Genomic DNA, 14,965 nt, shown 5'->3' with positions numbered 1-14,965 from the left:
GTACACTGAAAACCCGTTCAGATTCTCATTTGAGTTCGCTCCGTTGCCAACAATTAGTCCACAGCTTGTTCACAACAGATCTTGTGAGGATTGATTGCCAATCCGGGCGGTGAATTCCGAAACAGGGCAAAAGTATTCAAGTTTTATGTAATATTTACAAGGGCAAATATGCGGCACGCAGAGGAATGCCGAAGTCTGTTTAGCCGGCAAATTGGGCCGCTCGGCAGACTTGCCCGGCCCGAGCTGCCTAAATTCACGAGCCACCCGCATATTCAAGCCACATTTCCTCCGCCGAAAAATCATCTGGTGTTCGAACAATGCGCTGATTGTTCCGGTTTGATCAGTTTCGTGGGCAACCTTTTGGCAGAGGATTGCAGAAAATGGCGAACGCAACATCGGCACCAGCCGCAGAAGATGAAAACGGATCTTCCCGGAACCGACAGTCACCGAAACTACCAGCAGTCTTGAAGTCGCCCGCGGTCAAGGTTTTTCTGATTGGTTTCCTGACCATTCTTCTTCTTATTCCAACGACGTTTGTTTGGTTGCTCCTGGAAGAGCGTGCCGACCGCGCCAAGGGCGTTGCGGCGGATATCGCAAGGTCCTGGGGTGGGACGCAGTCGATCAATGGTCCTTATCTTGCTATTCCATTCACGGAGACCGTTGTTTCCGGAGAAGGCGAGAAGCGGCAGCGGACCGTCCATCATAGAACGGTGGTGTTGTTTCCCGAGCGTCTGGAATTGAAAGGAGACATAGGCGTCGAAGAACGCCGCAAGTCAATCTACTCATTGCCTGTTTATAGTGGTCAGATGTCCATGGAAGGCCGATTTGCCGCGCCGCCCTCCGGCATCTTTGAACCGAAAGACGGCGGCACGATCAAGATCGCAACCAACAAGGCCATGGTTGTCGTTGGCATATCGGATGTCCGCGCGCTGCGAAGCGAAGTCGCTATCCGCCTCAACAACGCACAAACTGTGCAGTTTGAGCCAGGCCTTGGTGTGTTGGCTAAGCACAGCGGTTCCGGTATCAACGCACCAATCGCAGCTGATATCTGGCAAAGAGGCTTTTCCTTTGATTTGGCCATGCATCTGAAGGGCTCATCAGCCCTTTTTGCAGCACCGGCCGGGCAGACGACACTGGTCACTCTCCAGTCCGATTGGCCTCATCCAGGGTTTACAGGAGCTTTCCTGCCTGAACAGCGTTCAATCACGGACAGCGGGTTTACCGCAAACTGGACCATCCCTTATCTGGCCCGGGGCATTCCCAAGACGATGGAGGTCGACAGTTTGCCGCTGTCCGGCAAATTAATGGGCGTGAAGTTTGTCGAGCCGGTCAACTTCTATCAGACGATTTCAAGGTCACTGAAATACGCCATCGGTTTCATCAGCCTGACTTTTCTAGCGGTTTTCGTTTTGGAGATGCGATCGGGCTGGCAATTTCACTGGATACAATATGGGTTGGTTGGCTGTGCGCTGATCATCTTCTACGTGATGCTGTTGGCCTTCGCTGAGCATATTGGTTACGGGCGCGCCTACCTGGTCGCTGCAGGTTCAGCGACGCTATTGAACGCCATCTACGTTGGGACCTCGTTGAAAAGCCGAATTGCAGGATTTGTGATCGCGGCTGTCCTGACTGGTATCTTCGCGACCCTGTACGCTTTGATGCGGGAACAGGACTATGCCTTGCTGATCGGATCTGTGATCGCATTTGCAGCTATTGCCGTGACCATGTTCGTCACGCAAAGGATCGACTGGTCGGGGCTGGACGCACCGCGCCCACAAGCTCACCGTCAGACTGTCTAGCAAGATAAATGTGATACCTGTCAAGTGGGGTGGCGATCCATCTGGCGGGGGTATTGCGCAGGTCAGAAACAACGTGAGTCACACATCCCTCACGGGCTTGTGCGGGAAAGACAATGGAGTTGAATTGCCTCCAGCTGCAGATGCGTTAGCTCTGATACCAACATACGGAGGATTTCTCATGAAGCGTCTTGCCCCGCTCGCCCTTGCAACTCTAATGACTGGTGCCGCCTACACGGTTCCGGCAAACGCCGAGACGGCGGTATTTGCTGGCGGCTGTTTCTGGTGTGTAGAATCAGATCTGGAACAGCTTCCGGGCGTTCGCGATGTGGTGTCCGGTTATGCTGGCGGAACCACGCAAAATCCGACCTACAAGAACTACGAACGTGGTGGTCACCGCGAAGTCGTTCAGGTCGATTTTGACGAGACCAAGATCAGCTATGGCGAACTCCTGGCAATTTTCCTGAGAACGGTTGATGTGACCGACAGCGGCGGGCAATTCTGTGATCGGGGTTTCGGGTATTCGACTGCGATCCATCCCTTGAGCGACGCACAGGAAAAAGCGGCGAAGCAGGAAGTGGCAAAAGCGGAAAAGGCGCTGGGCCGCAAAGTGGTGACCCCGATTGAAGACGCTGCGATCTTCTGGCCGGCCGAGGACTATCACCAGGGCTATTACAAAAGCAATCAACGCACCTTGACCCGGTTCGGCTATGTGACCCGTGCCGATGCCTACAAAGGCTACCGAAAGGCGTGTGGCCGGGATGCGCGCGTAAAGCAAGTGTGGGGTTCTGAAGCCTTCAAGGGGCTTCCGCAAGCCGGATCCTGATCAAGCTTCGATCTGCTCAAGTCTGGAGGTTGGCTTAAACACCGGCCTCGAAGGCTTCCACCAGATCCAGAACGGCTTCGCCATACTTGTCCAGTTTTGATTGGCCAATGCCGGAGACCGACAGAAGGCCGTCGGGCGTAATCGGGCGAGCTGCAGCGATCCCGGCAAGAGTGGCGTCGGGAAACACCACATAAGGCGGTACGCTCTGATCCCGGGCAATTTGGGTGCGCAACCGGCGGAGCCGATCAAACAGCAACCGGTCTTCCTGGTCCAGCTCATCCGCCAGAGAGGCAGCCCGCGATGTCCGGGTGTTCTTGAGGCCAGAGGCGCTGCGGTCTTTGCGCAGACGAATCCTCTCTTCACCCCGCAGAACCGGCCGCGCCTTTTCGGTCAAGACCAATGCGCCATATTGCGCGTGGTCAACGTCGACATATCCGGCAGCAACGATCTGCCGTGTGATCGACTGCCAAGTTTTGAGCGCGTGATCCTGGCCGATACCGAACACGGAGAGACTGTCGTGGCCGAAGCGGGCGGACTTCTCGCTGGTCTTGCCCAGTAGAACATCGATCACATGTCCGGTGCCGAAGCGCTGGCCGGTCCGGTATATCGCCGACATGAGTTTTTGAGCGGGTTCCGTGCCATCCCATGTTTCCACGGGCGACAGACAGGTGTCGCAGTTTCCGCAAGGTTCTGGATAGGTCTCACCGAAATGGGCAAGCAAGGCCTGGCGCCGGCAGCCCGCCGTTTCGCAAATCCCGAGAAGTGCGTTGAGCTTGGCATTTTCCGCGCGTTTGACCTCGTCCGGGGCATCGCCCTCCGCAATCATTCGCCGGCGTTGCACGAGATCCGCCATACCATACGCCATGAAGGCTTCGGATGGAGCACCATCCCGCCCGGCGCGGCCTGTCTCCTGATAATAGGCCTCGACAGATGAAGGCAGGTCCAAGTGGGCCACGTAGCGCACATCCGGCTTGTCGATCCCCATACCGAAGGCCACCGTGGCCACCAGGCAAAGGTCCTCCTCCAGCAAAAACGCGTCCTGATTGGCTGCCCGCTGTTCTGCAGGCAAACCCGCATGATAGGGCAGTGCACGAATGCCCTTGGCATTTAGCCACTCGGCGATGTCCTCGACCTTCGCCCGGGAGAGGCAATAGACGATGCCGCACTCGCCCTTGTGCTTCTTCAGGAAATCCAGAAGCTGCTGGCGCTGGTTGTTCCGTTCAACGATCTCATAGCGGATGTTGGGCCGGTCGAAACTGGTCGAAAAAACTTCCGCCTCATCCAGCTTCAGCCGTGCCTGAATGTCTTTCTGGGTGTGCGGATCGGCTGTCGCGGTCAGCGCCACACGGGGCACGCCCGGATAGCGTTCCGCCAGGGTGGAGAGGCTTAAATATTCAGGGCGGAAATCGTGGCCCCATTGGCTCACGCAATGCGCCTCGTCAATGGCAAAGAGCGCAATGTCGAGCGTATCGAGGAGCTTGCGAAAGCTCTCACTGCTGAGCCGTTCCGGCGTAACGTACAAGAGATCAATTTGTCCACGTTGCAATTCCAGACGTAAATCTGCTTGTTCGCCAGGCGTGAGCGTGGAATTCAAGGCTGCTGCGTTAACGCCGGCGGCTGTCAACGCGCCGACCTGGTCCTTCATCAGCGCAATGAGCGGGGAGACAACTATCCCGACACCGCGGCGACAAAGCGCCGGGATTTGGTAACAAAGCGACTTGCCGGCACCTGTTGGAAAAAGCACGACTGCATCCCGGCCATCGACAAGCGACTGGATGACCGCCTGTTGCTTGCCCCGGAAATCACTGAAGCCGAAGACTTTCTGCAGCACAGCCAAAGGGCGCGCCTCGCCGGTCACTGGCGGTGCAAGCGTGGCCTGAATCGGGTTGGGTTCCTCTGCGGCGAGCGCAGGTGAAGCGGACATGTTCGAATGATTCTCCTGAACTCATCGCACCATGTCTTATTCGCTGCCCGGAGGCAATTCAGGCTTGTGGACGAAATGCGGCGGCCAACAACAATTGCCCGGCCGCCACACCTCCAGTTTCGTGTCAGGCAGCGGATTGGCTGAGGGCCGACTGAACGAATGCAGCGAGGGGCAGAGGCGGATGCCCGATCAACTGTTCCAAATCATCGCTGGACGTCTCAAGGGCCCCGTGTGCCGCAGCTGCGTCGGCATCGGCTAAAGCGTTGGCGATTCCGCCGGGCAATCCTGCGGCAGTGAGTGCGGCAGCGTAAGCGGATTGCTCCATGTTCCGGAAAGCGATGGTGCGGCCGGCCTGCCGGGATACTTCAGCCGCAAGCTCTGCTGCGGTGAAACCGCTGCCACCCAGTTCAAAAACGCGGGTGGAGGTATCTTGCCCGGTGAGGACAGAAGCGGCTGCCTCGGCATAGTCCTGTCTGCTGGCTGCTGAAATGCGTCCTTCGCCGGATGCTCCGGCAACAGCCCCTTGTGCCAGCGCTGCGGCCACGGCACCGCTGTAATTCTCAAGATACCAGCCATTGCGCAGGATGGCATGGGCAATGCCAGAGGCTTTCAGGAGGGCTTCGGTTTCAACATGCTCTGCGGCCAGGATCATCTTGGAGCGGCCGGCATTCAGCAGGCTTGTATAGACAATGAAGGATACGCCGGCCCGTTTTGCCGCTTCAATAATGTTGCCGTGCTGGCGGGTCCGCGATCCGACTTCACTTCCGGAGATCAGCAGTAGGCGGTCGACGCCCTGAAGGGCCGCGGCAAGCGTCTCCGGCGCATTGTAATCAGCATGCACAATGCTGACCGTGGTGCTGGCAAGATCTGCTGCCTTTTCCGGAGAGCGGACAAGGGCCCTGATGGCGGGCGTGTTCTGACGGGAGAGGTGTTTGAGGACAAGCCGTCCAAGTTGGCCGTTCGCGCCTGTGATTGCAATCATATCTGGTCTCCTGTTTTGCGATACAGGCCACCTGAATTCACCCATTTGAGAGGCGTATCCGGCCTGTTGCAAACGGATATGGCTTGTGAACAAACTTTTAGTAAGTACATACAAAAAGGTAAGTATGAAGTTTTTCACCGGAGCCGGAAAATGATGGAAAAACGGGATCGAAGGCGGGATGGCACTCAGCCAAAGCTTGAGGGGGAAACAGCCGCCGATCCGGAACCTTATGCAAATATTGCCGGAGAGCCGCTGTCTGAGCTCGTGCGCCGCGGAGAGCTATTCAACGTCAACTGTCCCTCGCGGGCTATCCTGAAGCACTTGACCAGCCGGTGGGGCTGTCTCGTGCTGATTGCCCTGTTGGACAGTGAATACAGGTTTGCAGAATTACGCCGCAAAGTGGGTGGAGTCAGCGAAAAGATGCTGGCTCAAACGTTGCAGACGCTGGAGGCCGACGGGTTCCTGAACCGGATTTCCTATCCGGTCGTTCCACCACATGTGGAGTATTCCCTGACACCACTGGGCCAGGAAGCGGCGGAAAAGGTGCGCGACTTTGCGGACTGGATCGAGGTGAATATCGGCCGGATTTTGAAGGCGGGCAAAAACAGTTAGCGGGGGATTTCGCAAACCGGAGTGCTCAGAATTCCGCGTCCGGGTCACTCGCCAGGGTTTCTGCGCAATGGATGCGCATTTGCTCGGTCAGCTCTGTCAGGTCGCCGTCCAGCCGTTCCGGGCGGATCGGCTTGCCGAAGTGCACCCGGAACTCGGCATTTTTCTTGTTCAACAGTTCGTTGAAAACGGTCATGTCGCGCAGTTCTGTCGAGACTCGGGCCAGGAAATAAAACAGCCCGGAATTCCGCCCGCCCATATGCATGGGAATGATCGGCGCCTTGTTCTTGCGCGCAAGAGCCAACGCAGACGTCATCCATGGGCGCTCGGTCAACTTGCCCTCATGCCAATAGGCAAGACGCCCGGACGGGAACAGGACAACGACGCGCTCCTTGGAGAAGGCGGATGACGCTATTTTAAGCGTTTCCTTCGACTTTTCACGACTTTTGAAGTCTGCCCGCCACTCAACCGGAATGATCATGTCCGCAAGCTGCGGATTGATGCGGATCGCGTCCCGATTGGCGAAGATTGCCAGGTCTTCACGCCGCTCCTTGATGGCATCGAACAACACAACACCATCGGCAATACCTGTGGGGTGGTTTGATACCAGGACGACCGGGCCGTCCGTTGGAACGCGGTCCAGGCCGAGGGTAGTGACGTTCAATTGCAACAAATCGCTGAGGTGCCGGAAAACGTCCACCGCGCTCATGTGATCGATGGTGTTGGCCATTTCGACGGCTGACCGATAGCGCAGGATCTTGAAGGCAAACGGACGGATGAGGGGCCACCAGGGGCTCGCCATCACCTGTTTGCCGCGTTCTGAGATCAGCACGTCCACTATATGAGGATCGGCGGGCAGGCGCGCCGCCACCGCTTCATTTTCATGACGGGTGGGAAGCGTGGTGGTCGTCTGGTCTGTCGTCCGCACTCTTTAACCCCTGCCGGTTTCGATGCTCGATCCACACTGCCATGGTTAGCGAAAGCAGTCCGGCCTTGCAAATGTTCAAAATAGAATTGGTTTTTTAAATGTCAGGCTGTTGCGTTTTAGCTCCACACGGGGCTTGTGAATATTGCGACGCAGGTCAGGAAGCCTGCGGTCCAAGCCAGCGAACGCGGAGTGGCGCGATCCGTCCAGTAGCAGGCCACATAGATCACCCGCAGCATCACAAATAGGACAGCCAGCTGGTTGATCCAGTAGTCGGACCCGCCTTGACCAATCCCAACGATGACAGAGACGGCAAAAAGGGGAAAAGCTTCAAAGCCGTTCGCCTGAGCAGCCTGTGCCCGCGCCCGGAACCCCTCGCGCCAATAACCTGGATCGCGCGGATTGGCGTTATCGAAGTCCTTGTTCAGCTTTGCCGGGAATGCCGAAAGGATCGGAAGAATGGCGGCGGCAAGGATGCACCAGATGGCAAGCGGCACAGTTATCTCCATGGCGTCGAGATTGAGGTGCGCCTTCATTCGCATGCAAATTGAGTGATATCAACGCCAATCGCGCGGCTGCGTCTTTAAGTATCCATCCGTCAGAAAAACAGCGGAGGCGAGAACATGTCCGTCAGCGATTGGCAGTCCTTTATTTCACAGACCGACAAGAGAATGGCAGATCTCCGAAGTGGCATCCCCGGTGTCACCAAAGGGTTTCACGACGTTGCTCGCTCGGCCATCAGTCCGGGTGCCCTGGATTCGAAGACCAAAGAGTTGATTGCTCTGGCGATTGGCATTGCGGCGCGTTGCGACGGTTGCCTTGCCTACCACTCCAAGGCGGCCGCAAAATATGGTGCAAGCCGGGAAGAGATCATGGAAACGATTGGTGTCGCGGTTTATATGGGCGGTGGCCCGTCGATGATCTATGGAGCCGAAGCGTTGGCGGCGTTCGATGCGTTTTCCGGACATGGCGCTTCTGAGGCGCAAGACCCTAAGTAGTATTCAGAGGATTGGCTGTTTATCCGCCGAGAATCTTGGGTACAGCCTTAAACTGTCATAATAGGGTCTGAACCTTTGGCTATGGCATCCGCGAAATTGGGAAACATGCCCCAACGTCGCAAGAGGATTCCCTGTGCCAAAAACCACCGTGTTGTTTGTGTGCCCCGACAACAGTTTGCTCGGGCCGATGGCCGAAGCCTGCCTCAACGCCAGAGGCAGCGGCCTTATGAGGGCTTTCTCCGCAGGCCTTCAGCCTGCGGCGCAGATCAGCAAAAATGTCAGCCGCCTTTTGTCGGAACATGGCGTGAGCGCGCAAGGCCTTTCGCCGAAATCCATTGATGTGTTTTTGATGCCATATGCGATCGTGCCGGATCGGATCATTTATCTGAGCGACGTAAAGGCGATCCTTCAACCGTCGTCCTGGAAGGGGACAACATCAAGCCATTGGTGGAGCGTGACGGATGGCGGCGCCTTGAGTGATGATTTTGCGGCCTGTTCTGGTTACCTTAAACGTATCTGGCAAGCGATTGACGGCCTGATTGATCCGTCCGTCCCATCGGAGCTTTCCACTGGCAACAAGGTTGCCTGACGGAAATTTGTAGAGTTTCCGCGGGAGCCTTTGGATTTTCGCCAAATTGTAGGCTAAGAGTGGCGGCATATTGGGACGTCATTCAGGGACTGATTCGTTATGAAGCGTGCGGCAAACTTGGGTTTGGTTGTGGGGTTGGTGATTCTCGCTGCGGGATGCCAGAGGCTTTCCGGCGGACCGAATTATGCTGCTCCGTTGCCCGCCACGCCGACGACGCCGGTCAACTCCGGTGCTTTGCAGCCGCTTGACCCTGCAGTCCCGGGAACTGAAACCGCGACAGCCGGGCTTGATGGAACCGCACCCACAACCGACGGTGCCGTGGCAGCCGTGACACCTCCTGCGAACGCTCAACAAGTAGGCCGTACCGACCTCCTCGGCGGCTGGAAATTGGCCTCTGGCGCCGACAATTGCATGGCATTCATGACCTTGACGACCTGGTCTGGTGGCTACCGTGCAAATACCAGAGGTTGTGCGACGCCTGTGCTGACCGGAATTTCCGCATGGGATCTGAATGGCAATCAGGTGGTCTTGAAGGACGGGAGTGGGCAAACTGTTGCGCAGCTCTACTCCAGCCAATCCGGGCGGTTTGACGGCCAGACGGCTACTGGAGTGCCGGTCTCTCTTTACCGTTAACAGCCCTCAGTATTTTTTCTGGACAATACGCGCAATGCGTGTATTTTTGCATAGTCAACTAAGGACTGTGCAAATGTCAAAATATGAACCTTTGCGGGAACACTTGGCCAGAATGGACGACGTGGTGTGGGCCGCGAAGCTGGACGAGGTCGAGGAGATCATCGGATCAAACCTGCCGCGCAGTGCCAGAGAGCATCGCACCTGGTGGGCCAATTCCGGCGGTAGTCTGGTGCATCAAAATGCTTGGCTGGATGCTGGATGGCGTGTCGAGCGAACGGACCTGAACCGGGACGTCATCATATTCCGGCGCCTCCGGATCGGGGGAACCAGCATCGCAGCTCAGAGCCAGCGCGCGCAAAAGGATGTTCGAAACCCTCAGCGCGCTGCTGAAAAGCGTTTGACCCGGGAAATGGCCTCCTTGCGGCAGCCGGCGACGGTGACCCTGCGGACCGAGTGGACAACACTTGGCGACGTCCAAAAGACGCCCTGTTCAAATTCAACGATCCCGAGGGACGCCGGCGTCGTGCGTTTCGCTGCCATGGATGGGGAAGAAGTCAGGACCGTGATCGTTGCAACGCCATCGATCCAAAAACTGTACCGCGCTCTTCGTTTGGAGATGAAGGGCATGTCCGGTTCCGATGAAGATTTGCCAGCACTTAAACTCATTAGCAAATCCGGATTTGACCCCAGGCAGCCAATTGAGTGCGATGTTGTGAAGTCTGGAAATGCGTGGCTGCTCACCGATGGGCGCGGTCGCAAAGCCAAAATGGATGACAAGACAGAATGTCATCTCGTGGCGCAACTCCTTTACGTGCAAGAGCTTCAATCTGGCCGGACGAGCAAGCTTTTGCAGGTTTGACGGGGCCGCCGCACCCTGCCACTTCCTCCAAATTTTCTCAGGGTGGTCCTCTCCAGCGTCTGCTGGAGAGGATTTTTGTTTCTCACACCAGTCGTTGGCTGACGAATGACAGAGATCGGGAGTTTTGATTGATTTAAAGGCAAAACTCGCTTCGCGCCGTTCCTATTGGCAGTCCGGCAAAGGGGCATGTGCGAAAAGCCGTAACGCTTTTTGATAGCTTGCATCTGCGACGTTTTGACAGTATCCCCGCCCCCAAAAGGTCCCGCCTTACCCTCCATGGACTTGCAGGATGGAGCGCCGCACTTGAAGCTGGAATTGCCGGTCAACCGCGCCTTGGGCGCCCGCTACGATGCGCTTGTCGCATCTGGTGATATTTCTGAAGACCCCGTTCAGCGTGAAGCGGTCCGGCATCTCGATCTTCTTAACACCCGCCTTGGCGAGACGCGGCTGGCTTCGAAGAAGAGCTCGCTTGGCTGGCTGTTTGCCAAGAAAAAGAACCAGCTCTGGGCCTCCGTTCAGGGGCTTTATATGTGGGGCGGAGTTGGTCGGGGCAAAACCATGCTGATGGACCTCTTCTATGAGGTCACTGTGATCCGCCGCAAACGGCGCGTGCATTTTCATGAATTTATGGCCGATGTTCATGACCGGATTCATGCGCACCGGCAGGCGCACAAGCGTGGTGAAGTGAAGGGCGACGATCCGATCCCACCTGTGGCGGCGCAAATCGCCGAAGAGACCCGGCTCCTTCTCTTCGACGAATTTTCGGTGACTGACATCGCCGATGCGATGATCCTGGGACGGTTGTTCACGCAGCTGTTCGAGTTGGGGGTCATTGTTGTCGCCACCTCGAATGTGAACCCGGATCTCCTCTACAAGGATGGTTTGAACCGGCAGCTTTTCATGCCGTTTATTGGGCTTTTAAAGTCCAAAGTCAGCATCCTGCATTTGGATTCACCGACGGATTACAGGCTTGAAAAACTTGCAGGATCTCCTGTCTATTTGACGCCGCTTGGGGATGAGGCGCGCGCTCAGATGAACGATCTCTGGCAACGTCTGACCCACGGTATGCCGCCGCACAAGGAAGAGCTGGAAAACAAGGGCCGGAAGATCCCGGTTCCCTGCACAGCAGCTGGCGCGGCGCGGTTCACATTCGACGATTTGTGTATGCAGCCGCTGGGAGCAAGTGATTATCTGCGCATCGCGCATGCCTACAGCACACTGTTTCTTGACGATGTGCCGGTGCTGTCGAAAGCCCGGCGCAATGAAGCCAAGCGATTTATCACGCTGATCGACACGCTCTACGATAACGGCATCAAACTGATCATTTCTGCTGCGGCCGAGCCCGCCGATCTTTACATGTCGACAGACGGAACGGAGGCCTTTGAATTCGACCGGACGGCCTCGCGACTGATCGAGATGCGCTCAGAGGCCTATCTGGCGGGTGAACGGCGGGAAAGACACGCATAGGTACGCATTCCCTATAGGGGAGGAATGTGTGCGGGAAGAAATGAGAAAATTTGGTTTTGCTCGCGCAATATTCTTTTGGCGAGGTTGCGCGGGCGGAACAAAGGGAGTAGTGCCATCGTCAGTCATCGGCGGATGGCATGGAGTTCCATCTTACGTAAAGGGAAACTTTCGATATGGCGCGGAACAAGATTGCCTTGATCGGCTCGGGTCAGATTGGCGGCACGCTCGCTCACCTGGCAGGCTTGAAGGAACTGGGAGACATCGTCCTTTTCGACATCACGGAAGGCATGCCGCAAGGCAAGGCTCTAGATCTCGCAGAGTCCTCTCCGGTCGACGGTTTTGATGCCAAGCTGGCAGGAACCAACACCTACGAAGCCATCGAAGGCTCCGACGTTGTCATCGTCACTGCAGGCGTGCCGCGTAAGCCGGGCATGAGCCGCGACGATCTTCTGGAAATTAACCTGAAGGTTATGGAGCAGGTCGGCGCTGGCATCGCCAAATACGCGCCGAACGCGTTCGTCATCTGCATCACCAATCCGCTCGACGCGATGGTCTGGGCTCTGCAGAAGTTCTCCGGCCTGCCGAAGAACAAGGTCGTCGGCATGGCTGGCGTTCTGGACAGCGCCCGCTTCCGCTACTTCCTGGCCGACGAGTTCAACGTCTCCGTAGAAGACGTCACCGCATTCGTCCTCGGCGGTCACGGCGACACCATGGTGCCGCTGACCCGCTATTCCACCGTTGCAGGCATCCCGCTCACCGATCTAGTGAAAATGGGCTGGTGCACAGCCGAGCGTCTGGAAGAGATTGTTCAGCGCACCCGTGACGGCGGCGCAGAGATCGTTGGTCTCTTGAAAACCGGTTCCGCTTTCTACGCACCGGCAGCGTCCGCGATCCAGATGGCCGAGAGCTACCTTAAGGACAAGAAACGCGTTCTGCCATGTGCAGCTGCCCTCGACGGTCAGTATGGCCTGAAAGACACCTATGTCGGCGTTCCAGTCGTGATCGGCGCAGAGGGCGTTGAGCGCATCATCGAAATCGACCTGCAGGGCGACGAAAAAGGCGGCTTTGAAAAGTCGGTCGCTTCAGTCGATGGCCTTGTTGAGGCCTGCAAAAAGATCCAGCCGGCGCTCGCATAATAAAGCGCCTGCCGACGAGTTTTAGCGGCCGCCCCGTGTTGGGGCGGTCCTCCGACAACGGGGGAAACACATGAATATTCATGAATACCAGGCCAAAGCTGTACTGAAGGAATTCGGTGCGCCGGTGGCCGAGGGCGTTGCGATCTTTTCTGCCGATGAAGCAGAAGCCGCTGCCAAAAGCCTGCCGGGCCCGCTCTGGGTCGTCAAATCTCAGATCCACGCTGGTGGCCGCGGCAAGGGCAAGTTCAAGGAATTGGATGCAGAAGCCAAGGGCGGTGTCCGCCTCGCATTCTCTTTGGACGAAGTCAAAGCGCATGCAGCAGAAATGCTCGGCAACACGCTGGTGACCGCCCAGACCGGCGATGCCGGCAAGGTCGTCAACCGTCTCTACATCGAAGACGGCGCGGACATTGAGCGTGAGCTTTACCTCTCCATCCTCGTCGACCGCACCGTCGGCCGTCCGGCATTCGTTGTGTCCACCGAAGGCGGCATGGACATTGAAGCTGTCGCCGAAGAGACCCCGGAAAAGATCATCACGCTTCCGATTGATCCGGACACGGGTGTCACTGAGGCGGATGCTGCCAAGCTTTGCGATGCTCTGGAATTGACCGGCGCTGCACGCCAAGACGGCTTCAAGCTCTTCCCGATCCTGCACAAGGCGTTTGTCGAAAAAGACATGGCGCTTCTGGAAGTGAACCCGCTGATCGTCATGAAAGACGGCCAACTGCGCGTTCTCGATGCCAAAGTGTCCTTCGACGGCAACGCGTTGTTCCGCCACGACGACATCATGGCCCTGCGCGATGAGACCGAAGAAGACGCCAAGGAAATTGAAGCGTCCAAATACGATCTCGCATACGTTGCTCTCGACGGTGACATTGGCTGCATGGTCAACGGCGCCGGCCTTGCGATGGCGACTATGGACATCATCAAGCTCTATGGTGCAGAGCCTGCCAACTTCCTCGATGTTGGTGGTGGTGCAACCAAGGAGAAGGTGACGGCTGCGTTCAAGATCATCACGTCTGATCCGAACGTCAAAGGTATCCTGGTCAACATCTTCGGCGGCATCATGCGCTGCGACATCATCGCAGAAGGCGTTCTGGCTGCTGTCACTGAAGTCGGTCTTCAGGTGCCGCTCGTTGTGCGCCTTGAAGGTACGAACGTTGAGCTCGGCAAGAAGATCATTTCCGAAAGCGGAATGAACGTGATCGCCGCTGACGATCTCGACGACGCCGCCCAGAAAATCGTGAAAGCCGTTAAGGGGGGCGCGTAAATGTCGATCCTCGTCAATAAAGACACGAAAATTATTGTTCAGGGCCTGACCGGCAAAACCGGCACGTTCCATACGGAACAGGCGCTTGAATACTATGGCACCAAGATGGTCGCCGGTGTCCACCCAAAGAAGGGTGGCGAAAAATGGTCTGCCGGTGTTGAAGGCGCTGCCGAGCTGCCGATCTTTGCTTCCGTTGGCGAAGCCAAGGAAGCAACCGGTGCAGATGCATCCGTGATCTACGTTCCGCCGGCAGGCGCGGGCGCTGCGATCATCGAGGCGATCGATGCGGAAGTTCCGTTCATCGTCTGCATCACCGAAGGCATTCCGGTTGCCGATATGGTCAAGGTCAAGGCGAAGCTGGAGAAATCCAAGTCCCGTCTTCTGGGCCCGAATTGCCCGGGTATCCTGACCCCTGAAGAGTGCAAGATTGGCATCATGCCGGGCTCCATCTTCAAGAAGGGCTCCGTGGGTGTTGTATCGCGCTCCGGCACACTTACCTACGAGGCGGTCTTCCAGACCTCCAACGCAGGCCTCGGCCAGACAACGGCTGTCGGCATCGGCGGCGATCCGGTCAAAGGCACCGAGTTCATCGACGTCCTGGAAATGTTCTTGGCCGACGACGAAACACAGTCGATCATCATGATTGGTGAAATCGGTGGTTCTGCGGAAGAAGAAGCGGCTCAGTTCCTGAAGGACGAAGCCAAGAAGGGCCGCAAGAAGCCGATGGCTGGCTTCATTGCGGGCCGGACAGCACCTCCAGGCCGCACCATGGGTCACGCAGGTGCCGTGATTTCTGGCGGCAAAGGCGGCGCGGAAGACAAAATTGCTGCGATGGAAGAGGCCGGTATCAAGGTGTCTCCGTCTCCGGCAAAGCTCGGCGAAACACTTCTTGAAGTGTTGAAGGGCTAAAACCAAAGAAAAAACCGTTGCAGCTTACGGAAACTGTTTACG

General features: G+C 56.9%; 15 protein-coding genes. 11 read left to right on the top strand and 4 right to left on the bottom strand.

Features of this window, described 5'->3' with window-relative positions:
• The first annotated feature begins 380 nt into the window (after nt 1–380).
• Together creD and msrA are read left to right on the top strand one after the other, a co-directional pair.
• Nucleotides 381–1,799, top strand: coding sequence for a cell envelope integrity protein CreD (gene creD, locus SADFL11_RS15750; RefSeq protein ID WP_134853055.1), 1,419 nt, complete (start codon nt 381–383; stop codon nt 1,797–1,799).
• A 178-nt stretch (nt 1,800–1,977) separates the two neighbouring features.
• Nucleotides 1,978–2,622 carry a peptide-methionine (S)-S-oxide reductase MsrA gene (gene msrA, locus SADFL11_RS15745; protein WP_008194147.1) on the top strand — a complete coding sequence of 215 codons (645 nt, stop codon included), beginning with the start codon at nt 1,978–1,980 and terminating at the stop codon, nt 2,620–2,622.
• A gap of 34 nt (nt 2,623–2,656) precedes the next feature.
• Here msrA and recQ read toward each other — a convergent pair whose 3' ends face one another.
• Together recQ and SADFL11_RS15735 are read right to left on the bottom strand one after the other, a co-directional pair.
• The gene (recQ, locus tag SADFL11_RS15740; RefSeq protein WP_008195910.1) at nt 2,657–4,546 is read right to left on the bottom strand and encodes a DNA helicase RecQ; all 1,890 of its coding nucleotides are present in this window, start codon (nt 4,544–4,546) and stop codon (nt 2,657–2,659) included.
• A gap of 124 nt (nt 4,547–4,670) precedes the next feature.
• On the bottom strand, nt 4,671–5,528 hold the full coding sequence (locus SADFL11_RS15735; protein ID WP_008189409.1) for an SDR family oxidoreductase: 858 nt from the start codon (nt 5,526–5,528) through the stop codon (nt 4,671–4,673).
• Nucleotides 5,529–5,678: 150 nt separating this feature from the next.
• Here SADFL11_RS15735 and SADFL11_RS15730 point away from each other — a divergent pair, with 150 nt between their 5' ends.
• On the top strand, nt 5,679–6,140 hold the full coding sequence (locus tag SADFL11_RS15730; protein WP_008197079.1) for a winged helix-turn-helix transcriptional regulator: 462 nt from the start codon (nt 5,679–5,681) through the stop codon (nt 6,138–6,140).
• Between the two features lie 25 nt (nt 6,141–6,165).
• Here SADFL11_RS15730 and SADFL11_RS15725 read toward each other — a convergent pair whose 3' ends face one another.
• Both SADFL11_RS15725 and SADFL11_RS15720 read right to left on the bottom strand, forming a co-directional pair.
• The gene (locus SADFL11_RS15725; protein WP_008193966.1) at nt 6,166–7,065 is read right to left on the bottom strand and encodes a GNAT family N-acetyltransferase; all 900 of its coding nucleotides are present in this window, start codon (nt 7,063–7,065) and stop codon (nt 6,166–6,168) included.
• A 116-nt stretch (nt 7,066–7,181) separates the two neighbouring features.
• A complete protein-coding gene (locus SADFL11_RS15720; RefSeq protein ID WP_008196462.1) occupies nt 7,182–7,598 on the bottom strand; it encodes an MAPEG family protein in 417 nt (138 codons plus the stop codon).
• Between the two features lie 87 nt (nt 7,599–7,685).
• On the opposite strand from SADFL11_RS15720, the gene SADFL11_RS15715 reads away from it, so the two are divergent.
• From SADFL11_RS15715 to sucD, 8 genes are all read left to right on the top strand, one after another.
• The gene (locus SADFL11_RS15715) at nt 7,686–8,060 is read left to right on the top strand and encodes a carboxymuconolactone decarboxylase family protein (RefSeq protein WP_008192225.1); all 375 of its coding nucleotides are present in this window, start codon (nt 7,686–7,688) and stop codon (nt 8,058–8,060) included.
• Nucleotides 8,061–8,193: 133 nt separating this feature from the next.
• Nucleotides 8,194–8,649, top strand: coding sequence for an arsenate-mycothiol transferase ArsC (locus SADFL11_RS15710; protein WP_040451329.1), 456 nt, complete (start codon nt 8,194–8,196; stop codon nt 8,647–8,649).
• Between the two features lie 99 nt (nt 8,650–8,748).
• Nucleotides 8,749–9,282, top strand: coding sequence for a protease inhibitor Inh/omp19 family protein (locus tag SADFL11_RS15705; RefSeq protein ID WP_008196881.1), 534 nt, complete (start codon nt 8,749–8,751; stop codon nt 9,280–9,282).
• 73 nt (nt 9,283–9,355) lie between these two features.
• Nucleotides 9,356–10,141, top strand: coding sequence for a DUF7662 domain-containing protein (locus SADFL11_RS15700; RefSeq protein ID WP_008195622.1), 786 nt, complete (start codon nt 9,356–9,358; stop codon nt 10,139–10,141).
• Between the two features lie 309 nt (nt 10,142–10,450).
• The gene (gene zapE, locus SADFL11_RS15695) at nt 10,451–11,608 is read left to right on the top strand and encodes a cell division protein ZapE (RefSeq protein ID WP_040452741.1); all 1,158 of its coding nucleotides are present in this window, start codon (nt 10,451–10,453) and stop codon (nt 11,606–11,608) included.
• A gap of 173 nt (nt 11,609–11,781) precedes the next feature.
• Nucleotides 11,782–12,744: a malate dehydrogenase gene (gene mdh, locus SADFL11_RS15690; RefSeq protein WP_008189596.1), complete on the top strand. Its 963-nt coding sequence runs from the start codon at nt 11,782–11,784 to the stop codon at nt 12,742–12,744.
• A 70-nt stretch (nt 12,745–12,814) separates the two neighbouring features.
• Complete coding sequence (sucC, locus tag SADFL11_RS15685) at nt 12,815–14,014, top strand: ADP-forming succinate--CoA ligase subunit beta (RefSeq protein ID WP_008193162.1); 1,200 nt, start codon at nt 12,815–12,817, stop codon at nt 14,012–14,014.
• On the top strand, nt 14,015–14,923 hold the full coding sequence (sucD, locus tag SADFL11_RS15680) for a succinate--CoA ligase subunit alpha (RefSeq protein ID WP_040451332.1): 909 nt from the start codon (nt 14,015–14,017) through the stop codon (nt 14,921–14,923).
• Nucleotides 14,924–14,965 lie beyond the last annotated feature (42 nt).

Origin of the sequence: Roseibium alexandrii DFL-11, from assembly GCF_000158095.2 — a bacterium.
In the GTDB taxonomy this organism is placed as follows: domain Bacteria; phylum Pseudomonadota; class Alphaproteobacteria; order Rhizobiales; family Stappiaceae; genus Roseibium; species Roseibium alexandrii.
The sequence above is the reverse complement of the archived record's forward strand: the minus strand, read 5'-3'. Positions and strand labels throughout refer to the sequence as shown.